Below are 21,158 nucleotides of genomic sequence, written 5' to 3' on the forward strand. Positions count from 1 at the left end.
ACGACCTTCCCGGGCCTGACGCGGTCGTACCGCCGCTCACGGCGAGGCCGTGGGCGAGGGGACCGGGGCGCCGGCCGCGCGGAAGATCTCCGGCCGGACGAACGTCCCGAGCCGCTTGTAGGGGACGCGGAACGCATGGTCCGCGCGTCCGCAGATCATGGGGTAGCCGAGGCTCGGCAGCGGGAGGTAGAAGTCGATCCCCTTGCGCGTCGGGATGAGGATGACGCCGTCGTCGAGGTCCTCCGGTGTGAGGTCCTCGGGCCCCAGCACAGGCTCGTACTTGCACAGCGAGCCGCCGTTGGGCCCGTACTCGGTGAGCAGCCGGGTGAGAGCGCTCGCGCCCGTCCGCGTACGTGCAGCCGGTCTGAAGAAGTCCCGGTTGGCCAGTGCCCGCCCGGTGGTGAGGTCGACGGTGACCGTCCCCAGCGGCGAGGTGTTCCTCGACATGACCGTCCCGGTGAGGGTGTAGCGGACGGAGAAGAGCTTCGGGCCGCCGAGTCCCACGTCATAGGCGATGTGGCCCGTGTAGGGGTGCGCCGGGTCGTCCTTCGTGGTGAAGGAGGCCAGGCCCGGACCGGCGTACTGCACCCAGTCGTCGACCGGCTTCCGGATGAGCGCGTTGACCTTGCTCTGCAACCCGGCGGGGAGACCGGTCAGCCGGGGCACCCGGCCCGTGTAGCGGACGGCGGGGCCGCTCGCCGTCCGGGTGAACGCCACCGGCCGCACCTGGAGGACGGGGCGGCTGCTCGCGCGCTCCGCATCGTCCCCGGAACTCGCCGCGTAGACGCCCGCGCCGCCGGCGGCGACCGCGGTGGCCGCGATCACCGCGCCCACCGCCTTCGCGGTGACCGCCGCGGACACCCCTCCCCCGGCCGCGCCGCCCGCCGCACCGCCCGCTGCGCCCCCCGTGCCCGCCGCACCACCGGCCGCGCCGCCACTCGCCGCGCCACCGGCCGCGGTGCCGGCGGCGGCTGTGCCGGTGATGGCGCCGGCGGGGGCCAGTCCGGCGGCGACCAGTGGAAAGACGGCGGCGAGGGCGACGGCCGCGCCGGCCATCGCCCGCACGCCGCGCCGCTCCCAGTCCGTCCCGTACACCGAGGACGCGACGGCGTCGAGTTCGGCGACGAAGCCGGCGGCACCGTCCGGGCGGTCCCCGGCCGACTTGGCCATGCCGCGCGCGACCAGATCCCGCAACGCGCGCGGGACGTCGTCCACCGGGACGGGCCCGCGCAGGTGGGCGCCAGCGAGCCCGGCGAGATCCCCGCCGTAGGGGCGGTGTCCGGTGACGCACTCGAAGAACACGCAGGTCGCCGCGTACACGTCCGTCGCCGGGGACGCGGGCCGCTGCTCCCACTGCTCCGGCGCCATGTAGGCGGGCGTGCCGGCGCCGCCGCCCTCCCCGGCGAACGCGGCGACGCCGAAGTCGATCAGCTTGCTCAGCCCGTCCGCCCGGACGACGACGTTCGCGGGCTTGTAGTCGCGGTGCACCACGCCGGCGTCGTGCGCGGCGGCGAGCCCGAGCAGGGACCCCTTGAGGACGGTCAGCGCCGCCTCCGGCTCCAGGGCGCCGTGCTCGGCGAGGATCCGCTTCAGCGAGACCCCGTTCACCGCCTCCATCACGAGCGCGACGCCCCGCTCGGCGCTGACGAAGCGGTACAGCCGGACGACGTGCGGGTCGTCCACCCGCCCGAGCATCACCGCCTCGTCCCGCAGCGCCTCGATCGCGCGCTCGTCGCCGTCCCGCCGAGCCAGGTACTTGATCGCGACCGGGGCGTCGGAGCCGGTGTGCCGGGCCAGTACCACCCGGCCCTGCGCCCCCGCCCCGAGCTCCCGCACCTCGGTGAAGCCCTCGACCCGCCAGGGCGGCGGGGCCCGGTCGGCGGAGGACGCTGCGGCGCTCATGATCCAACTCTGCGCGACCGGCGGGGCGGGCGTTGATCGCCGGGGCGCGGACTGTCCGGATGTGGCCGTCCGGGCGTGCCGTCGCGGGGCGCCTCGGGGAGGCGCGGGCCCCGCCGGGTAATGCCTGGAGGAACGGGCATGGAATAGACGAAACCATGGAAACGTTGAGTCCTGTGATCGGCTATTGGTGTATACAACGGCCGGTCGGTACACTGCGTCGCGGAGTGTGACCGCACGCAGCCACGGTGAGTGACTGCTTTCAACCCCTGACTGCGGTCGCCGAGAGATTTGAGCAACGGCTGGTCCCTCCCGCGCGAGCGCGCGGCCATACGTACGACGGACCCGTCCGCGAGGACGGCGCCGCGCCGGCGAGCCGCGCCGCACCCGGGAGTGGAGACCCCGCTTATTGGAGGCTGAAAGCCCTGACTACCTTTCGTGAACTCGGGGTCGTACCCGAGATAGCAGACGCCCTTGAAGCCGAGGGCATCGTGGAAGCGTTCCCCATCCAGGAACTCGCCCTGCCGATCGCGCTGGGCGGGCACGACATCATCGGCCAGGCCCGCACGGGCACCGGCAAGACCCTCGCGTTCGGCGCGGCGCTGCTGCAGCGCATCGAGCACGGCGGCAAAGAGCCGCGCGCGCTCGTCGTCGCGCCGACCCGCGAACTGGCCCTCCAGGTGACCGACGATCTGCTCGTCGCCGGCGGCAAGCTCGGCAGCCGCGTCCTGTCCGTCTACGGCGGACGCGCGTACGAGCCGCAGATCAACGCCCTCCGCGACGGCGTCGACGTGGTCGTCGGCACCCCGGGGCGGCTCCTGGACCTCGTGAAGCAGAAGCACCTCGACCTGTCCAAGGTCGAGATCCTGGTGCTGGACGAGGCCGACCGCATGCTCGACCTCGGCTTCCTGCCCGACATCGAGCGGATCATCAAGCGGATCCCGGCGCAGCGCCAGACGATGATGTTCTCGGCGACCATGCCGGGCGAGATCGTCTCGCTGTCGCGGCAGTACCTGACCCGGCCCACCAACGTCCGGGCCGAGTCGCACAGCGAGTCGGACGCGACGCCGCAGGTCGTCCAGCACGTCTTCCAGGCCCACCAGATGGACAAGCCGGAGATGCTGGCCCGCCTCCTGCAGGCCGAGAGCCGCGGCCTGACGATGATCTTCTGCCAGACCAAGCGGGCCTGCGACCGGGTGGCCGCCGACCTCGCGCAGCGCGGCTTCGACGCCGCCGCCGTGCACGGCGACCTCGGGCAGAGCCAGCGCGAGCGGGCGCTGCGCGCGTTCCGCAACGGCAAGATCGGCGTGCTGGTGGCCACCGACGTGGCGGCCCGCGGCCTCGACGTCGACGACGTCACCCATGTCGTCAACTACGAGTGCCCCGACAGCGCCGACACCTACGTGCACCGCATCGGCCGGACCGGCCGCGCGGGCAAGGAGGGCGTCGCGGTCACGCTGATCGACTGGTCCGACCTCACCCGGTGGAAGCTGATCAACGGGCAGCTCGGCCTGCCGTTCGCCGAGCCGCAGGAGACCTACTCGACGTCCCCGCACTTCTTCGAGACCCTCGGCATCCCCGCGGGCACGAAGGGGAAGCTGCCGAAGGAGCAGCGGCACGGGCGCGCCGGGCTGGACGCCGAGGAGCTGGAGGACATCGGCGAGACCGGCAAGATCCGCAGCCACTCGCGCGGTGACCGCACCGACCGCGGCGACCGCGCCGAGGAGGAGCGGCCCCGGCCGCGCCGCCGCAAGCGCAGCCGGACCCGCACCCGCGCCGGCAGGCCCGTCGAGGCGACCGCGGCGGAGGCCGAGACCGCCGCGGAGAGCACCGCCGTCGCCGACACCGCCGCCGACACCGTGGCCGACACCGTGGTGGACGCGGTCGCGACCGAGCGCAAGCGCGGCCGCACCCGCCGCCGCACCCGCGCCGGCAAGCCGGCCGCCGCGGCGGCCGCCGCGACCGAGAGCGCGGAGGCGCCGCAGACGGCCTGATCCGCACGGGTGACCTGGTAACGACCGCGAGACCTTCCCTCGGTCTCGCGGTTGTGCTGTTTCCAGGCCCCGTGCTGTTTCCGGACCGGGCGCCGTTTCCGGCCCGCCCGGTGCCTTTTGGGGGCCGCCCCGTACCGTTTCCGGGTGCCGTGCCGTTTCCGGGTGCCGTGCCGTTTCCGGGTGCCGTGCCGTTTCCGGCCGGGGCTACGTGTGGGCTCGTCCGTTCCGGCGGCTCGGATCCCCGCGGTCGTCGTCCCGCAGTTTCAGGGCGGTGCCAGGGTGGTCGGTCACCAGGACGGCGACGCGCGGGTCGCCGAGGAAGCGCCGCATCACGGGCTCGGCGTTGACCGTCCAGATCATGGCCGGGATCCCGGCGCGGCCGCACTGCCGCAGCACGCCGACGCGGGCGAGCCGGTGGTTGAGCGCGACCATGTCGGCGCCCGCCCGGCGGACGAGGCGCAGCGGCGCGAAGTCGTGCGCGGCGCCGCGCTCCCACAGGTTGCGCCCGACCGACAGGGCCGTCCGCACGCCGGGGAAGCTCTTCTTGATCTCGTGCAGCGAGGTGACCTCGCGGGTGGTGACGACGAAGCCGTCCCGCCCGAACGCCTCCATGGCGAGGGCGACGGTCTCGTGCTCGCAGCCGCGCTCCTTGAGGTCGAGATGACCCTTGGCGCGGCCGGCGATGATCTCCATGGCCTCGCTGACCAGCGGCACGGGCCGGGTCGCGAGGTCCTGGACCCGCGCGTAGCTCAGCCGGCCGATGCGGAGCCCGCCGACCTCCGGGTCGTGGTGGACGACGAGCCGCCCGTCGCCCGTCCGCCTGATGTCGATCTCCACGTACTCGGCGCCGGATCCAGCGGCCTCGCCGAGCCCGGTGAGCCCCGCCTCGTCACGGCGGTGCGCGGAGATGGCCGGCTTGGATGGCACGCTCGTGACGCTACCACCGAAACTTTTTCACCGACCTTCATTGACTAGGCTGGTACCCCGTGAGTACGCCCCGGTTCCTGACCCTGCCCCCCGGCGTGAGCCGTTCGACCGTCGAGACGTCGCGCGGCCCGCTCGCCGCGCTGGAGGCGCTGCCGGGCTCGGGTGTCCCCGAACGCCTCCCCGCGCTGCTCGTCCCGGGCCTGACCGGCAGCAAGGAGGACTTCCTCGCCGTCCTGCAGACGCTCGCCGCGTCCGGCCGCCGGGTCATCGCCATCGACATGCGCGGCCAGTACGAGTCGATCGGGCCCGACGACGCGTCCGCGTACACCCGCGCCGCCCTGGGCGAGGACGTCGCGGCCCTGCTGGACGTCCTCGGGCCCGATCCCGTCCACCTGGTCGGCCACTCGTTCGGCGGGCTCGTGTGCCGGGAGACCGTCCTGTCCGGGGCGCTGCCGGCGTCGCTGACGCTGATGAGCTCGGGGCCGTCCGCGGTCGGCGGCCAGGCCGCCGCCAAGGCCCGCGCCCTGCGCGACGCCATCCCCGAACTCGGCATGGAGCAGATCTGGGCGCTCAGCCTCGAACCGGACTATGTGGGGCGCGGCATCCACCGGGAGGTCGTCGCCTTCCTCAGGGCCCGGACGCTCGGCAACTCCGAGCTGGGCCTCGCGTCCATGGCCGGCGAGATCCTCTCCGCGCCCGACCGCGTCGACGAACTCGCCAAGAACTGCACCGACTCGGGGCTGCGCACCCTCGTCCTCTACGGCGAGGACGACGACGTGTGGTCGCCCGCCACCCAGGCCGCGATGGCGGAGCACCTGAACGCCGCCAAGGTCGTCATCCCGGGCGCCGCCCACTCGCCCGCCTGGGAGGCCCCGGAGACCACCGCCGCCGCACTCAGCGCCTTCTGGAGCGAAACGGAACACATTCTGAAGTAACGGTCGGCGACGAGGACTTCGCTTACCGGGCCCCGGACATCGCAGGCCGAGCCGCCCTGGACGAGGTGCGGCGCCGGGGACGGTCCCGTCCCCGGCACCCCGCCCGTCAGGCGAAGTAGTGGCCCTCGTCGAGGTCGTCGAGGAGCCCCGGCCGGGCCGGCCGCCAGCCGAGCAGCTCACGGGTCAGCGCGCTCGACGCCCGGCTATCGACGCCGACCATCCGGGCGAGCCACCCGAAGTGCTCGGCCGCATCGGCCGGGGCGATCGGCGCCACCGGAAGGCCGAGCCGGCGTCCGATCACCTCGGCGACGGCGCGGAGCGGCACGCCCTCATCGGCGGCGGCGTGCAGCACCGACCGCGCCGGTGCCTTCTCCAGCGCGAGCCGGAACAGGTTCGCGGCGTCCAGGACGTGCACGGCGGGCCAGCGGCCGGCCCCGTCCCCGTCCCCGTCTTCGACGTAACCGGCGAGGCCCTTGCCGCGGGCGATGCCGACCAGGCCCGCCGTGAAGCCCTTGTCGCCGTCGCCGTGCACGGTCGGGGGGAGCCGCACGATGGACGACCGGACACCGCGGGAGGCGAGGGAGAGGGTGAGCCTGGCGGTGGCCTGCCGGGCCGCCGGCCCCTCGCCCCCCTCGGCGACGTCGTCGTCGTCCCGTTCGGTCGCCAGGCGTCCCGGCGCGAGGCCGAGCAGCCCGGAGGCGAGCACGAACGGCCGGTCGGTGCCGGCGAGCGCGTCGGCGAACGTCTCGACCGCCCGCCGGTCGGCGTTGGCGGCGTCCAGGAACCGGCCCTCCCCGAAGGCGACGTCGTGCTTGAACGCGAGGTGGATCACTCCGTCCGACGCGGCCGCCGCGTCCCGCAGGACGTCGAGATCGTCCAGCGTGCCGCGCCGGACCTCGGCCCCGACCTTGTCGAGGGCGGCGGCCGAGGAGTCCGAACGGGCGAGCCCGACGACCTGGTGGCCGGCGCCGATGAGCTCGGGGACGACGGCGGACCCGATCCACCCGGACGCCCCGGTGACGAAAACGCGCATGAGAAACCTCCAGACAACTGATGTCAGTGACTGTCATCAGAGTAGCACCTCGATGTCAGTGACTGTCATCGACTAGGATCCCCGCATGGGGCGATGGGAGCCGAACGCGCGCGGCCGGCTCGAGAGGGCGGCACTGGACCTCTACGGCGAACGCGGATTCGAGAAGACGACCGTGGCGGAGATCGCGGCCCGCGCGGGCGTCACCGAGCGGACGTACTTCCGGCATTTCACCGACAAGCGCGAGGTGCTCTTCAGTGGCACGGTCGATCTCCAGGCCATGCTCACGGGCGCCGTGGCCGCCGCACCCGCTTCCGCGACCCCGCTGGAGGCGACGGCCACCGGCCTGGAGACCATCGGCGGCGTCTTCCTGGGCGCCCGCGCCCGCTCCCGCCGCCGCCAGGCGGTCATCCAGGCGAACCCGGAACTCCGCGAACGCGAACTGATCAAGATGGCGGCCTTCGCCAAAGCCCTGGCCGAGACCCTGCGCGAACGGGGCGTCCGGGACCCGGCCGCCGCCCTCACCGCCGAGACCGGCATCGCCGTCTTCAAGATCGCCTTCGAACGCTGGCTCGACGGCTCCGCCGACAGGGAACTCCCCGACTTCATCCGGGAGTCGCTCGCCGCCCTGAAGGCGCTGACGTCGGGCGCGTGACCCCGCGCGCGACCACGCCGGGGCCGGACATGCGCCGGTCCCCCGGCGTCACTCTCCCCGGCCGAGGGTCCCGGGCTCGCGGAGGACGAGTCGCAGGAGGGCGTCGCGCAGGTCGTCGCGGGGATGGCCGTCGAAGAGTTCTTCGAGGCTGACGTCGCCGACCATGGTCACCATCATCCGGGCGACGGCCTCGGGCCGGTCCCAGCCGGCCGCGGCGAGGTCGTCGACGACCAGGGCCGCGATGTGGTCGTTGCGGGCGCGCATCTCGTCGAAGAGGTCGGCGTCGGTGCGGGCCTGGACCAGCATGGCCCGGGTCGCGCGGGTCTCCAGGCACAGGTCCAGATGGACGGTGATGCCCCGGATCAGCCGGTCCCGGCCCGGGGCGAGGTCGCCGACGGCGTCCAGGAGCCGCTGCTCGATCTCATCGTGGTAGACGCGGTGCAGCGCGCGGAGGAAGTCCCTGCGGTCGGTGAAGTGCTGGTAGAAGTTGCCCTTCGACATTCCGGCCGCCTCGACGACCGCGTTCACCGACATCCCGGTCAGCCCGCGCTCCTGCGCGACGCGGAGTCCCGCGTCCAGCAGCGCTTCGCGTCCCGGCCCCGCGGGCCGCGCCATGCTCGTCCCCCTCGCGCCGGCCGCCCGGCCCTGTGATGCCACCCACACACCCTTGACGGCGGGGCGGCCCGGCAACAGTCTATGACCGCCATATAAACGACCGACCGGTCGGTCAAAGATGGGAGCCTTTCGCATGGCATCGACAGTCGCGCGGCTCGGCACGACGCTCGTGCTCGCCGCGAGCGCGGTCACCGGTCTCGCCCCGGTGGCGCACGCCGATACCGCCCCGTACGAAATGCCCCGCCTGGTGCCGTCCGGGGCGGGCTACGACGCCGCCCTGCGCGCCGCGGCCGACATCTGGACCACCGGCCGGATCGCGGCGGCGGCCCTCAACGACGACACCGGCGGGGCCGTCGGACGCGGCTCGGACTCCGTCCCCCCGGCGGACGGCTGGAACGACCTGGCGGAACCCGTCACGGGGCAGGGCCCGGTCACCACGACCACGGGGAAGCTCCTCATGAGGCTCAACAACGCGGCGACCGGCGAATACAGCCACCTGTCCGCCTGCACCGCCTCGGTGGTGCAGAGCGCGAACCGCAGCGTCGTGGTCACCGCCGGGCACTGCTTCAGGGAGCAACTGGCCAGCACGTGGCCGGTCCTCGGGACCAACTACACCACGGCCGCCGCCGTGTTCATCCCCGGCTTCGACGGCTCGAGCCTGACCCGCGTCCCCGGCGACCTCAGCGGCCAGGCCATCAACGACTGGGTCGCGAACACCCCGCTGCCGGGCCCCGACGTCGCCCCCTACGGCGTCTGGCCCGTCACCCGGACGTGGCTCACCTACACCTGGGCGCGAGAGAAGAACAACTTCCACGGCAACGACATGGCCGCGTTCCTGGTCGACAGCCCGGATGTCGCCGCCCCCATCCAGGACGTCACGGGCGGGCAGGCGATCGCGTTCGACCGTCCGCGCGGCGAGCCGGTGAACATGTTCGGCTACCCGACCGCCAACCGCACGAAGTACGGGACGGGACAGTGGTACGCGCCGCAGTACGACGGGTCGACTCCGCTGTTCGGCCAGCCCGGCGCCAACGGCGTCCCCGCGGGCCAGGTCCGCACCTATGACGGCCGGTCGCTGTTCGTCTCGCGAGGCGGCACGACCCTCGACGCCGGCGACAACTACGACGACATCCTGCCCATGGCGCAGGCCCAGGGTTCCAGCGGCGGTCCCTGGTTCCAGGACTTCGACGCGGCCACCGGCCAGGGCACCCTCGTCGGTGTCACGTCCCACTTCGTAGGCAGCACGTCCGGAGGCTTCGAGGCCAGCCAGGGCTGGAACCCCGCCCGCCTCTACATGGCCGGCACGCACTTCGCCGCCCAGGAACAGGCCGCCTACCAGGCAGCCGCCACCGCAACCCCGTAACCCCCCAGAGGCGGCCCGCCCCACAACGGGCCACCCCGCCACCCTCAGGGCCGTCCCCCTGCACCCCGTCGCCGGCACCTGTTCCGACAGGCATGATCTTCGTTCATAGTGCTAATCCGAGTGGGGCGGAGACCGTGGTTCGGGTGTTGCGGCGGTGGGGGTATCGGGTTCGGCGCGCGGCCGTTTAGGGGCGGTCGCGGGTGTGGATCAAGGGTAGGAAGAGGTCGTCGACGATCGACTCGATGCGGGCCGGGTCCAGGGGTTCCAGGTTCATGAGCAGGTCGTGGCGCACCAGGTCGAAGGGCAGGGCGAGCACCGCGGCGGGGGTCCGGTCCAGGTCGAGTTCGCCGCGGTCGTGGGCGCGCCGGTAGATCGTCTGGACGCGCGTGAGCCGCTGCTCGCCCATGATCCGGTCGCGCACCTCGGCGGGGGTGAGCCCGGTGTCGGTCAGCAGGCCCGAGTAGGCGGTCGTCGCGAGCGTGACGAAGAAGGCGGCGCGGGTCTCGCCCATGCCGGTCAGCGCGGCGACGAGGTCGCCGCGCAGGGTGCCGGTGTCGGGCATGTCGGCCGGGTGGCTGTTGCGGTAGTGCTCCAGCGCGGCGAGGACGAGCTGGTCCTTGTTGGCCCAGCGGCGGTACAGCACGGCGATGCCGGTGCCGGCGCGGGCGGCGACCGACTCCATGGTCAGTTTCGCGAAGCCGGCCTCGACCAGTTCGTCCCAGGCGGCGTCCAGCAGTGCGGCCTCGAGCTCGGCCCCGCGCCGGCGCCGGCGGGCGGGCTCCGCGTCAGATGTGGTCACGACTCCACTATAAGGGAGGTTTGCATTCCTTATTGGAGCGTCGTACTCTCGTAAGAGATGGATTCCACTCTTATCTGGACGGGGCGATGAGCATGGCCACCGCGACTGCGACGGGCACGCGTTCCACCTTCTTCACCGACGCGGGGATGAACTCCATGACCCGGGCGATGCTCGGCCGGGTGTACACCGGCGCGGCGGACACCGGGGAGGCGCTGACCACGATCGACCGCATCACCGACGGCGACTACGCCTCATGGGCGCGCGAGTGGGAGGCGACGGCCGACCGCGTCGCCGCGATCGGCGACGACTGCCTGCTCCGGGGCCACCGGGTGAGCGGCCGCAACGCCCTGCTGCGCGCCGCGACGTACTACATGGCGTGCGTCGTGGCGGCCGACGGCGCCGACGACCCGGAGACCGTGATCGCGCGGACGTTCGCCGCGTACCGCCGGTGCTGGGAGCAGTACCTCGGCCTGCTGGACGAGCCTCCCGAGCCGCTCGACATCCCCTACGAGGGCACGACGATGCCCGGCTGGTTCTTTCCCGCCGCCGGCGACGGCCCCAAGCCGACGCTGGTGGCGGTGAACGGCGCCGACGGTGCGCTGAGCTACCTGTGGCCCGGTCACGGGTCCGAGGCCACGGCGCGCGGCTACAACGTCGTGCTGTTCGACGGGCCCGGCCAGCAGCGCATGCTGTTCGAGCGGGGCGTCCCGTTCCGTCCCGACTGGGAGAACGTCCTCGGGCCGGTCGTCGACGCGGTGCTGCGCCGCCCGGACGTCGACCCGGCGCGGCTCGCGCTCTACGCCGTCAGCCAGGGCGGCTACTGGGGCCCGCGCGCGCTGGCGTTCGAGCACCGCTTCGCCGCCGCGGTGATCGACGGCGGGGTGGTCGACGTGTCCGCGGCGTGGAAGGACGCACTGCCGCCCGAGTTGACGGCGATGCTCGACGCCGGCGAGCGCGACGGGTTCAACGAGGCGATCGCCCGCGTCCCGGCGAACGCCAAAAGGATCTTCGCCTGGCGGGGCAAGCCGTTCGGCCACCCGAGCCTGTTCGACACCTTCCTGGACGTCCGGAAGTACCGGATCACGCCGGAACTGGCCGCGCGGATCACGACCCCGATGCTGATCGCCGACCCGGACGACGAGCGGTACTTCGCCGGGCAGCCCAAGCGCCTCTACGACATGCTTCCGGGCGAGAAGGAGCTCGTCCGCTTCACCGAGGCCGAAGGGGCCGCCGGGCACTGCCAGCCGATGGCCCGCGCCCTCGCCGCCCAGCGGTTCTTCGACTTCCTGGACGACCACGTCGGCCTCACCGCCTGAACCGCCCGCGAGCGGTCAGCCGGCCAGGGTGTTCTTGTAGATGCGGCCGTCCTTGATGATGACCTTCAGGTTGGCGGCGGGATCCGCCAGCGGCTCCAGGCCGCCGGTGGGGTCGCCGTCGACCACGAGGAGGTCGGCCCACGCGCCTTCGGCGATGACGCCCAGGTGCGCGACATGCGGCCCGGTGCCGTAGGCGGCCACGTCCGCGGGGGTCGGAACCTGGTACGGATCGCGGGGGCCGGACATCCGGAACAGCTCGGCATTGCCGGACGTCGCGACCCGCAACCCGGCCATGGGGCCGCCCGCCAGAGCGGCCATGCGGGTCAGCATCTCGCTCTGCTTGACGCTCGCGGCCGGATTCAGCATCAGGTCGGTGCCGAACGCGAGCGGCACGTCGTGCTTCACCGCCCACCCGAAGACCCGTTCCACTCCCTCGCACACCCGACGGTTCTTCTCCGCCGACGCCGGGTTCGCATAGGAGTGGTCGCTCTCGGCGAACGGCTGGATGCACAGCCGGACGTCGTGGTCGGCCATGAACCTGACGTCGTCCTCCCCCGCGAGATGCCCGTGCTCGATCACCCGGACGCCCGCCTCGACCGCCCGGCGGATGCCGGCCCCGGTGTAGACGTGGACCGCCACGTACGTGCCCCAGTCGGACGCCGCCCGCACCCCGGCGCGCAGCTCGTCCGGCGTGTACTGCAGGACGTCCAGATGGTCGTAGGCCGAGGCGACCCCGCCGCCGGCCATCATCTTGATCTGAGAGGCGCCCTTCTTCAACTGCTCGCGGACGCCGGCGAGTACCTGCGCCGGGCCGTCGGCGATCCGCATGAGCCCAAGCTGCTCGGCGCGCGTCGCGGCCCCGCCCAGGGCGGTCGGCACGTCGTAGACCATGCCGAAGTCGCCGTGCCCGCCGGTCTGGGACAGGCCGGCCTGGCTGGGGTAGATCCGGGGGCCGGGCAGCGCGCCCACGTCGATCATGCGCTTCAGGTCACCGGTGTCCCCGGCCATGTCGCGGACGGTCGTGAACCCGCGCATCAGCATCGCCTCGGCCTCGGCCGCGCCCTTGAGGTACCCGAGGCCCGCGCCGCCGAGCATCAGTTCGGCCTGCGTGGCACCGGCCAGGATGAGATGGACGTGCGCGTCGCTGAGCCCGGGGATGAGCGTCCCCCCGCGCCCGTCGATGACCGCGGCCGCCGCGACCCCGGCGGGCGGGTCCCCGTCGCCCACGGCCTTGATCTTGGTGCCTTCGATCACCACATGTCCGGCCCGGACGCGCTCGCTCACCCCGTCGAAGATCCGCACATCGCGGATCACGGTCGTCCCGGCGGGCCGCTGTTCGCTCACGTCCGACTCGTGCCCGCTGCACCCGGGGCGAGCAGGCGATCGCCGAGGATTTGCGGAGGCTTGCCTTCCGCGTGACCCGATGCCCGGCCTCCGCTGTAGGATCCCCGTGTCCAGTCAGAGCCTGCGGGTCGGTGAGAAACCGACCGGCAGGCTCTTCGTCGTTTCGGGGAGAGTTTGCGAGGAGTCTCGTGGTCGAACTGTCCGTTCATCGCGCCGGTACCGGTGACCGTCCAGTGCTGGAGCGTTTGTGGCTGATGTTCCAGCACGACATGTCAGAGTTCTGGGAACTGCTTCCCTATCCAGACGGGACGTTCCGGAGCACGCGCCTCCAGGCCGCGTTCTCCGATGACGATTCGGTCGCCTACCTGTTCACGAGTACCGATCGGCCGGTGGGTTTCGCCGTGGTGCGGGGGCTCACCGGAGAGAAGCGGGTGCTGACCTCGTTCTTCGTCGTGCGGGGGATCCGGAGAAGCGGCATCGGCCTGCGCGCCGTTCGGGAGGTGGTGAATCGGCATCCCGGCCGGTGGGAGGTCGCCTTTCAGGACGGCAATCCCGGCGCGGTGCGATTCTGGCACCGCGTGGCCGACGCGATCGCTCCAGACGCCTGGACGCAGGACCGCAGGCCGGTGCCGACCCGCCCCGATCTGCCGCCCGACGTCTGGATATCGTTCGCCGGTTCAGGTCCCGGCGGTGGCTACAGCTGAGCAGGAAGCTCGCGCAGGGCGATCGCCTGGCTCGTGGCGAAGAGCGCAACGTCAATGGCCACGGTCACGACCGCCGCAACGATGAGCACTGTCGCGGCGGCGACCGAGGCGAATCCCACGGCGATCGCCGCGACCACATTGGCGGTCATCACCAGACGAAGGACGAGCCGCAGCGGCAGCCGGGCGAGCATCCACACGATGCCTCCGGCCCACACCACTACGGCGATGCCGACGGCCGCGATCAGAAGCGGCGAGAACGCCATCCTCTGAGCGATCTGCTCTGCGAACAGTGCCACCGCAGTGCCGAGCACCGCACAGTAAACGGCGTCGAGGCGAAGACTCCACCGCCCGACCTTTTCACCGTAGATCCGTTGCACAGTCACCTGTCTATCATGTCCAGGAGTACGCCCGGATTGAGAATGGCGGCCGGGTCCAAGGTGGATTTGACGGCCTGGAGGGCGGCGGCGAACGGGGCGGGGCGCTGGCGGTCGTACCAGGGGCGGTGGTCGCGGCCGACGGCATGGTGGTGGGTGATCGTGGCGCCGTGGGCCGACAGCACCTCGGAAACGGCCGTTTTGATCTCGTCCCATTGCGCCACGGTGGAGCCCCACCGGCCGGCGGCGTAGACACCGAAATAGGGGGCGGGGCCGTCGGGATAGACGTGGGTGAAGCGGCACGTCACCACGCCTTCGGCGCCGACCGCGCGCATCGCGTCCCGCGCCGCCGCCAGGACGGCTTCGCGCAGGGCGGGGAAGCCGCCCCAGGTGCAGGCGGTCTCGAACGTCTCCACGATCATGCCGTGCGCGGCCAGGGCGTCGCGCTGGTAGGGCATGCGCAAGAACGCGGAACGCCATGTATCGGACGCGTCGCGGGCGCCCGAACGCGGCTGCGGGCGTCCGCCATGGTCGCCGCACAGTTCCAGGGCCCGCTCCAAGGCCGCCTCGACCGGATGGTCGGCGGATTCGAAGCCGAGCACGAGGACCCCGCCGGGTGAGTCGGTGCCGGCGTTCAGCAGCGCTTCCATGGGGTCGAGCAGGCGGCAGTTGGCCGGGTTCAGCCCCGACTGCGCCAGCGCCCTGGTCGCGGCGACGGCGTCGTCGTAGCGGGTGAACAGAACCGAGGCCCCGGCACGCCACCTGGGGCGCTCCTGCAGGCGCATCCACGCCTCGGTGATGACGCCGAGGGTGCCCTCCGAACCTAGGAACAGCCGGTCCGGGGACGGGCCCGCGCCTGAGCCGGGCAGCCGCAGCGACTCGCCCGCCCCCACCGGTGTCACCACCCGCAGGGACTCCACCAGATCGTCGATATGGGTGAGCACGGTCGCGTAGTGGCCGCCCGCGCGCGTCGCCAGCCATCCGCCGAGTGTGGAGAACTCGAACGACTGCGGGAAGTGCCGCAGCGTCAGCCCGTGCGGCCGCAGGCGGTCCTCCAGGGCGGGGCCGTAGATGCCCGCCTGGATCCGGGCGGCCCTGGCGGCGGTGTCGATCTCGACCACGTCGGCGAGGACGCCCAGATCGAGGCTGACCGCGGGTCCGAGGCCGCGGGGCTCGACGCCTCCGACGACCGAACTGCCGCCGCCGTAGGGCACGACGGCGATCTGGGCGCCGGTGCACCAGTCCAGGACGTCGACCACGTCCCGCTCGTCGCGCGGCCGCACCACCAGGTCCGGGACGTCGCCCACGTCGCCCATCAGGTTGCGGACCACGTCGCGGAACGCCTTGCCGCGCGCATGCCCGAGCCGGTCGGCGGCGTCGTCCGAGCAAAGGGCGGCAAGGGACGGCGGCGGCGCGATCCGCGGCGCCGGCACGTCCAGTTCATCGACCGGCGGAGGTTGGTGGCCGACCAGTTCGGCGCCGGGCAGCAGCCCGGCCACGCGCCCGATCAGCGCCGCCCGTTCCGCGCCCGTGACCGCGGCCTCCAGGTCGCCCCAGCCCCACCATGATCGCGTCGTCATCACCCCACGATGATGCCGGTCCCCGCCCGCTCCGGTCGAGACGACCCCGCGCGGACCTAGAGTGGCTGATCATGACATCGGAACGGTGGGCCCTGGGCGGAGATCTGAGCGTCGCGCGGATCGGCTACGGCGCGATGAAGCTGACCGGCTGGCCGAGGGGCGACCGCCCCGGCCGCGCGACGGCCCTGGCCGTCCTGCGCCGGGCCGTGGAACTCGGCGTGAACCACATCGACACCTCGCACTACTACGCGCGGGACGGGGTCGCGGCGAACGGGCTGATCCGGGAGGCGCTGCACCCGTATCCGGACGGCCTGGTGATCGTGACGAAGGTGGGGGCGCTGGTCGAGGGCTCCGACATCGCCCTGCCCGCGGCGGAGAAGACCGGCCTCACCCCCGGCGGGCTGCGCCGCGGCGTCGAGGCCAACCTGCGCTCCCTCGACCTGGACCGGCTGGACGTGGTGAACCTGCGGATGGGCGACCTCGACCGCGCCGGGACGCCCATGGCCGGCCCGCTGGAGACGCTGCTCGCGCTGCGCGACGAGGGGCTGATCCGCCACCTCGGCATCTCCAACGTCACCGCCGCCGAGTTCGCCGAGGCGCGCTCGATCGCGCCGGACATCGCCTGCGTCCAGAACCTCTACAACGTGTCGTCGCGCGGCGACGACCCGCTCGTCGACGCCTGCGCCGAAGCCGGTGTCGCCTACGTCCCCTTCTTCCCGGTCGGCGGTTTCCGGCCCATCACGGCCGGACGGCTGGAGGCCGTCGCCGCCCGCCACGGCGCGACCGTGCCGCAGGTGGCTCTGGCCTGGCTGCTGGCCCGGTCGCCGAACATCCTCCCCATCCCCGGCACCGGGTCGCCGGACCACCTGGAGGAGAACATCGCCGCCGGCGCGCTGACGCTCAGCGCCGACGACCGCGCCGAACTGGACTCCCTGGGAGAGGTGTGAACGCACGCGCGACGCGCTGGTGACATCGCACCTCCGACGTCTGCGTGCATCTTCACTCTGACCTGGGCGTGTGCCAGGCTGGAACGTGTGGGGGTGGCGGTGCGGCGGGCCGCGAGGAGGAGTCATGCGCAAGGTCGCCGACTGCCGGGACATGCCGAGCGAGTCCGGCTGCACGCTCACCATCAGCGGCGAGGAGGACGAGGTCGTCCGCGCCGCCGCCGAGCACGCCGCGTCGGTGCACGGGCACACCGATACCCCGGAACTGCGGGACGAGGTCCGCCGCAGTCTCAAGGACGAGGAGATGAGCGGCCGGTAGCCCGATGAGTTCCGGGCGTCGCCGGGGTCTCCCTCTCCACACACCCGGCAGACCGGAGGACCCGATGACGTCCGTTTCGTCCCAGCCCGTCACTGGAACCCTGCGCGTGCCCGACGGGCGGCTGTACTACGAGCTGCGCGGGTCGGGGCCGCTCGTGGTGCTCGCGGGCGCGCCCATGGACGCCGACGCCTTCGCGCCGGCGGCCGATCTGCTCGCCGACGGGTTCACGGTGCTGACCACCGACCCGCGCGGCATCAACCGGAGCCCGCTGGACGATCCCGAGCAGGAGTCCACGCCGCCGCTGCGGGGCGATGACCTGGCTCGGCTGATCGAGCATGCCGGCGCCGGGCCCGCGGCCGTGTTCGGGTCCAGTGGCGGGGCCTGCAGCGTGCTGGCGCTGGCGCAGGCGCGCCCCGATCTCGTGCGCGTGGTGGTCGCCCACGAGCCGCCGCTGGACGAACTGCTGGCCGACCGGGACGAACTCCACGCCGCCACCGAGGAGATGATCGCGCTCTACCTGGGCGGCGACATCGTCGGAGCATGGCGCAAGTTCATGCGCACGGCGAACATCATGATCCCGGACCCGGTGCTGGAGCAGATGTTCGGCCCCGGCCGGCCCGCCCGGCAGCTCGCGGACGAGCGCCGCTGGTTCGCGCACGAGCTGCGCGGGACGACGCACTGGAAGCCCGATGTCGACACGCTGCGGCACGCCGGGGACAAGGTCGTGATCGGCATCGGGGAGGACTCGGACGGGCAGCTCTGCGACCGGGCCTCGCGGGCGCTCGGCGAGGCCATCGGCGTCGAGCCGGCGCTGTTCCCCGGCGGCCATACCGGCTTCGCCGACGATCCGGGGTCGTTCGCCGGGCGCCTTCGCGGCGTCCTCGCCGGGGCGGCCTGAAGCGTTCGCCCGGGGGCGGTGTCGCGGGTGGGAGCCGATAATGACACACTTACTTGAGTTTGTCTCATGGAGGTGTTCATGTCGGCGACCATCCAGCCGCCCGAGAGCGTCACCTGGCGCGTCCATCTCGACCGGTCCATGTGGATCGGCGGGGTGCGGAGCCTGATGCTGCAGGCTCTGCACCCCATGGCGATGTGGGGCGTGTGGCAGAACTCGAACTTCCGCGAGGACCCGTTCGGGCGGCTGCAGCGGACGTCCGACTTCGTCGGGCTCGGCACGTTCGGCAGCCCGGAGGAGGTCGAGAAGGCCGCCTACCGGGTGCGGGAGATCCACCGGAGCCTGCGCATCCTCAACCACGACACCGGCAGGAAGGAGCGGCTCGACCAGCCCGAGCTGCTCCTGTGGGTGCACTGCGCCGAGGTCTACTCCTACCTGGAGGTCGCGCGGCGGGCCGGGCAGCCGCTGACCGGCGCCATGGCCGACCGGTACCTGGACGAGCAGCGGAAGTCGGCCACGCTCGTCGGGCTGCACGCCGAGGACGTCCCCGGCAGCGTCGCCGAGATGGAGGCGTTCTTCGCCGAGATGCGGCCCCGGCTGCGCGTCACCGAGGAGGCGGCGGAGACCGTCCGGTTCCTCATGTGGCCGACGCTGCCGGACAACCTCAAGTTCCTCTCGCCCGGAAAGCCGGGCTACTTCCCGTTCGGGGCGCTCTGCTACTACTCCCTGCCGGACTGGGCGCGCGCGATGTACGGGGCGCTGCCGGAGGTGCCGCAGCCGGCGGTGACGGCGGCGCTGCGGTCGTTCCGGCTGGCGATGAACTCGGTGCCCGAGCGCGTCCACGACTACGCGTTCGCGAAGAACACCCGCGACATGCTCGAACGGACCCGGCAGCGGCTCGCCGCCGAGGGCTACGACGTCAGCAGGGGCCTCTACGGGCTCCGCGACCCGCGCCGCTGGCCCGACCAGCGAGCTCTCACACCGGCCTAGCCGGGTCCAGCCGGCCCAGCCGGGTCTGGCCGGGTCTGGCCGGTCTAGTCGGTCCGGAGGGCCGCCCACGGCTCCTTGCGCGGGGCGGCCTCCCGCCCCTCCGGGCAGTGGCGGGCGAAGTCGCACCATCCGCACAGCGTGCCGGGACGCGGCGGGAACACCTCGTCGTCCGCCCGGCCGTGCGAGCGGTACGCCTCGTCGGCCGCGGCGGCCTCGGCCGCGATCTGCTCGGCGCGGCGCATGTGCCGGGCGAGGGACTCGTCGGTGTGCTCCCACACGGCGACCTCGCCGGACGGTAGATGGTGCAGCTCGACGCGGCGGCAGGGGCGGCGAAGGACGCGGGACGCCGCCACCGCGTAGATCGCCAGGGCGAGGGAGCCGCGGGCGTCGTCGGAGGTCAGGACGTGCCGGCCCGTCTTGTAGTCGACGACGACGAGTTCGGGGCCGCGCGCGTCGAGGCGGTCGATGCGGCCGGAGACGGCGATCCGGTCGGTGCGGGTCGCGACCGTGCGCTCGACGCCGAGCGGCTCGTCGGACGGGTCGAGCCCCGCGACGTACCGTTCGGTCATCTCCCGGGCCCGCTCACGCCACTGCGCCGACTGCGCCTCGTCCCGGAAGCCGTCGGTCAGCCAGCCGCGCACGAGCAGCCGCCCGGCGGCCTCGGGCGTGCGTTCCGCCAGGGGCAGCCGCCACCAGCCGGCCAGCGCGTTGTGCACGCTCGCGCCGACGCTGTTGTGCCCCCACGGCGGGCCCTTCGGCGGCATCGGACGATCGAGGTAGGTCATCCGGTACCGGCGCGGGCAGTCCAGCCAGGTGTTCAGCCGCGACGGCGTGCACGTGTACAGCCGCTGGGGCATCCCGTCGAAGCCCAGCTGCTCCACCGCTAGTCGTCTTCGTTCGCGAGCGAACCCCAGGTCTCCCAGCGGGCGTCCTCGTCGCCGACCGTGGTCTCCTCGCCCTGCGCGGGCAGGACCTTCAGCTCCTTCGGCAGCGGGGTCAGCAGCGCGCCGATCGAGTTGAGCTGCTTGCGCAGGTCGTCGTACACGCCGCCGATCGAGCCGGGCCGGCCGCGGTGCAGCGTGTCGCCGGAGAACAGCGTGCCGAGCTGCTCGCTGATCACGCAGACGCTGCCGGGGGTATTGCCCGGGGTGTGCACGATCTCCAGCTGCGCGTCGCCGATCTCGAAGACGCCGCCGTCCTCCAGCCAGATGTCGGGTTCGAGGGAGCGGAGCGCCTTGGCGTCGTCCTCGTCCTCCTCTTCCTTGGCGAGGCGGCCGAAGTAGTCGCGCCACAGCAGCCGGTCGGCGCGGTGCATCGCGATCGGGGCCCAGTCGTCCTCGTCCTCCTCGCCGGCGGCGGCGACCTCCAGCACCACGCTGAGGTGGTGCTCGTTGCCGTCGGTCAGGATGACGGCCATGACCTCGCGGTCGCCGACCTCCTTGAGGATGGCCTCGGCGTCGTACGCCGGGTCGATCACGATGACCTCGTCGTCGTCGCCGACGAGGTAGGTGTTGTTCTCGACGTCGTACTCGGTGTCGTCCAGGGTGATCTTCCCCGACGTCACCACCTGTTCGATGCGCGCGTCCACGCAAGGCACCCTACCGTGCTTCGCGCCCCCGATCCGGCACACCGAGATCACTACCGGACGCGGCCTCCGCGAGCCGCTCGAACGCGTCCGGCGCGGTGGTCTCGGCGCCGAGCCGGTCGCCGGTCAGCGCACCATGGTCGTCGCTGGACCCGGTCGCGGCGAGCCCGAACGCGGCCGCGAGTTCGTGCAGGCGGGCGCGGTCCTCGGGGACGTGGTCGGGGTGGTCGGCCTCGATCCCGGCGAGCCCGGCGGCGGCGAGGCGCTCGATCACCTCGTCCTCGAACACGTAGCCGCGGCGGCGCGCCCGCGGATGCGCCAGCACGCACACTCCCCCGGCCGCGCGGACGAGGCCGATCGCGCGCTCGGGCTCCAGCGCGTACCGCTCGACGTAGGCGCGGCCGCCCTGCGCGATCCACTGGGACGTGAACGCCTCGTCCGCCGTCCCGATCACGCCGGCCTCGACCATGGCGCGCGCGATGTGCGGGCGGCCGACCGCCTCGCCGCGCGCGAGCGCCCGGACCATGCCCCACGTGACGTCCGCGCCGAGCTCGCGGAGCCGGTCCACCATGCCCTGGGCCCTGATCACCCGGTCGTCGCAGATCCTGGCCAGCTCGGCGGCGAGCACCGGGTGCTCCGGGTCGAACAGGTAGCCGAGCATGTGCAGGCTCCGGCCGTCCTCCTGGCACGACAGTTCGATGCCGGGGACGAGCGTCAGGCCCTCCGGGAGGGCGCCCGCGGCCTCGTCCCAGCCGGCGACGGTGTCGTGGTCGGTGAGCGCGACGACGTCCAGCCCGCGCGCCCGGGCCCGCTGGACGAGTTCGGCGGGCGGCCTGGTGCCGTCGGACGCGTCGCTGTGGCAGTGCAGGTCGATGCGCATGGCCCGATCC

General features: G+C 72.8%; 21 protein-coding genes. 10 read left to right on the forward strand and 11 right to left on the reverse strand.

The genetic code is table 11. The features are described from left to right. Positions 1–36: 36 nt before the first annotated feature. Positions 37–1,902 carry a serine/threonine-protein kinase gene (locus ABZ806_RS05905; protein ID WP_500215699.1) on the reverse strand — a complete coding sequence of 622 codons (1,866 nt, stop codon included), beginning with the start codon at positions 1,900–1,902 and terminating at the stop codon, positions 37–39. A 488-nt stretch (positions 1,903–2,390) separates the two neighbouring features. On the opposite strand from ABZ806_RS05905, the gene ABZ806_RS05910 reads away from it, so the two are divergent. Then, entirely contained in the window at positions 2,391–3,893 is a 1,503-nt protein-coding gene (locus ABZ806_RS05910) for a DEAD/DEAH box helicase (protein ID WP_500215700.1), read from the forward strand. A 204-nt stretch (positions 3,894–4,097) separates the two neighbouring features. Here ABZ806_RS05910 and ABZ806_RS05915 read toward each other — a convergent pair whose 3' ends face one another. Beyond that, positions 4,098–4,820: a glycerophosphodiester phosphodiesterase gene (locus ABZ806_RS05915; RefSeq protein ID WP_500215701.1), complete on the reverse strand. Its 723-nt coding sequence runs from the start codon at positions 4,818–4,820 to the stop codon at positions 4,098–4,100. Between the two features lie 59 nt (positions 4,821–4,879). On the opposite strand from ABZ806_RS05915, the gene ABZ806_RS05920 reads away from it, so the two are divergent. Beyond that, entirely contained in the window at positions 4,880–5,755 is an 876-nt protein-coding gene (locus ABZ806_RS05920) for an alpha/beta fold hydrolase (protein ID WP_500215702.1), read from the forward strand. A 106-nt stretch (positions 5,756–5,861) separates the two neighbouring features. On the opposite strand, the gene ABZ806_RS05925 is transcribed toward ABZ806_RS05920, so the two are convergent. Beyond that, positions 5,862–6,788 (reverse strand): SDR family oxidoreductase, encoded by a 927-nt coding sequence (locus tag ABZ806_RS05925; RefSeq protein WP_500215703.1) that lies wholly within the window; start codon positions 6,786–6,788, stop codon positions 5,862–5,864. Positions 6,789–6,873: 85 nt separating this feature from the next. Here ABZ806_RS05925 and ABZ806_RS05930 point away from each other — a divergent pair, with 85 nt between their 5' ends. Continuing rightward, positions 6,874–7,440: a TetR/AcrR family transcriptional regulator gene (locus tag ABZ806_RS05930; RefSeq protein WP_500215704.1), complete on the forward strand. Its 567-nt coding sequence runs from the start codon at positions 6,874–6,876 to the stop codon at positions 7,438–7,440. Between the two features lie 48 nt (positions 7,441–7,488). Here ABZ806_RS05930 and ABZ806_RS05935 read toward each other — a convergent pair whose 3' ends face one another. After that, a complete protein-coding gene (locus ABZ806_RS05935; protein ID WP_500215705.1) occupies positions 7,489–8,055 on the reverse strand; it encodes a TetR/AcrR family transcriptional regulator in 567 nt (188 codons plus the stop codon). Between the two features lie 133 nt (positions 8,056–8,188). Between ABZ806_RS05935 and ABZ806_RS05940 the strand changes: the two genes are divergently transcribed. Then, positions 8,189–9,418 (forward strand): trypsin-like serine peptidase, encoded by a 1,230-nt coding sequence (locus tag ABZ806_RS05940; RefSeq protein ID WP_500215706.1) that lies wholly within the window; start codon positions 8,189–8,191, stop codon positions 9,416–9,418. Between the two features lie 184 nt (positions 9,419–9,602). Here the strand turns inward: ABZ806_RS05940 and ABZ806_RS05945 are convergent, their stop codons facing one another. Next, on the reverse strand, positions 9,603–10,217 hold the full coding sequence (locus ABZ806_RS05945; protein WP_500215707.1) for a TetR/AcrR family transcriptional regulator: 615 nt from the start codon (positions 10,215–10,217) through the stop codon (positions 9,603–9,605). Between the two features lie 92 nt (positions 10,218–10,309). Between ABZ806_RS05945 and ABZ806_RS05950 the strand changes: the two genes are divergently transcribed. Beyond that, the gene (locus tag ABZ806_RS05950; RefSeq protein ID WP_500215708.1) at positions 10,310–11,533 is read left to right on the forward strand and encodes an alpha/beta hydrolase family protein; all 1,224 of its coding nucleotides are present in this window, start codon (positions 10,310–10,312) and stop codon (positions 11,531–11,533) included. A 15-nt stretch (positions 11,534–11,548) separates the two neighbouring features. Here ABZ806_RS05950 and ABZ806_RS05955 read toward each other — a convergent pair whose 3' ends face one another. After that, positions 11,549–12,877, reverse strand: a complete 1,329-nt coding sequence (locus ABZ806_RS05955; protein ID WP_500215709.1) for a metal-dependent hydrolase family protein — start codon at positions 12,875–12,877, stop codon at positions 11,549–11,551. A 188-nt stretch (positions 12,878–13,065) separates the two neighbouring features. Here ABZ806_RS05955 and ABZ806_RS05960 point away from each other — a divergent pair, with 188 nt between their 5' ends. After that, positions 13,066–13,581 carry a GNAT family N-acetyltransferase gene (locus ABZ806_RS05960; protein ID WP_500215710.1) on the forward strand — a complete coding sequence of 172 codons (516 nt, stop codon included), beginning with the start codon at positions 13,066–13,068 and terminating at the stop codon, positions 13,579–13,581. On the opposite strand, the gene ABZ806_RS05965 is transcribed toward ABZ806_RS05960, so the two are convergent. Together ABZ806_RS05965 and ABZ806_RS05970 are read right to left on the reverse strand one after the other, a co-directional pair. Continuing rightward, positions 13,572–13,958, reverse strand: a complete 387-nt coding sequence (locus ABZ806_RS05965) for a hypothetical protein (protein WP_500215711.1) — start codon at positions 13,956–13,958, stop codon at positions 13,572–13,574. The genes ABZ806_RS05960 and ABZ806_RS05965 overlap by 10 nt on opposite strands. 2 nt (positions 13,959–13,960) lie before the next feature. Further along, on the reverse strand, positions 13,961–15,535 hold the full coding sequence (locus tag ABZ806_RS05970) for an FAD-binding oxidoreductase (protein ID WP_500215712.1): 1,575 nt from the start codon (positions 15,533–15,535) through the stop codon (positions 13,961–13,963). 71 nt (positions 15,536–15,606) lie between these two features. Here ABZ806_RS05970 and ABZ806_RS05975 point away from each other — a divergent pair, with 71 nt between their 5' ends. The 4 genes from ABZ806_RS05975 to ABZ806_RS05990 all read left to right on the forward strand — a co-directional run bounded on the left by ABZ806_RS05975 (position 15,607) and on the right by ABZ806_RS05990 (position 18,683). After that, complete coding sequence (locus ABZ806_RS05975; RefSeq protein ID WP_500215713.1) at positions 15,607–16,482, forward strand: oxidoreductase; 876 nt, start codon at positions 15,607–15,609, stop codon at positions 16,480–16,482. 124 nt (positions 16,483–16,606) lie between these two features. After that, on the forward strand, positions 16,607–16,798 hold the full coding sequence (locus ABZ806_RS05980) for a DUF1059 domain-containing protein (protein ID WP_500215714.1): 192 nt from the start codon (positions 16,607–16,609) through the stop codon (positions 16,796–16,798). A 64-nt stretch (positions 16,799–16,862) separates the two neighbouring features. Further along, positions 16,863–17,696, forward strand: a complete 834-nt coding sequence (locus ABZ806_RS05985; protein ID WP_500215715.1) for an alpha/beta fold hydrolase — start codon at positions 16,863–16,865, stop codon at positions 17,694–17,696. Between the two features lie 78 nt (positions 17,697–17,774). Next, positions 17,775–18,683: an oxygenase MpaB family protein gene (locus ABZ806_RS05990; RefSeq protein WP_500215716.1), complete on the forward strand. Its 909-nt coding sequence runs from the start codon at positions 17,775–17,777 to the stop codon at positions 18,681–18,683. A 44-nt stretch (positions 18,684–18,727) separates the two neighbouring features. Here the strand turns inward: ABZ806_RS05990 and ABZ806_RS05995 are convergent, their stop codons facing one another. From ABZ806_RS05995 to ABZ806_RS06005, 3 genes are read right to left on the reverse strand one after another with little or no spacing between them, the layout of a single operon-like run. Further along, a complete protein-coding gene (locus tag ABZ806_RS05995; RefSeq protein ID WP_500215717.1) occupies positions 18,728–19,564 on the reverse strand; it encodes a RecB family exonuclease in 837 nt (278 codons plus the stop codon). A gap of 2 nt (positions 19,565–19,566) precedes the next feature. Further along, positions 19,567–20,271 (reverse strand): MBL fold metallo-hydrolase, encoded by a 705-nt coding sequence (locus ABZ806_RS06000; RefSeq protein ID WP_500215718.1) that lies wholly within the window; start codon positions 20,269–20,271, stop codon positions 19,567–19,569. A gap of 10 nt (positions 20,272–20,281) precedes the next feature. Then, positions 20,282–21,148, reverse strand: coding sequence for a PHP domain-containing protein (locus ABZ806_RS06005; RefSeq protein WP_500215719.1), 867 nt, complete (start codon positions 21,146–21,148; stop codon positions 20,282–20,284). Between the last annotated feature and the right edge of the window lie 10 nt (positions 21,149–21,158).

Source organism: Spirillospora sp. NPDC047418 (assembly GCF_040643275.1).
In the GTDB taxonomy this organism is placed as follows: Bacteria; Actinomycetota; Actinomycetes; order Streptosporangiales; family Streptosporangiaceae; genus Spirillospora.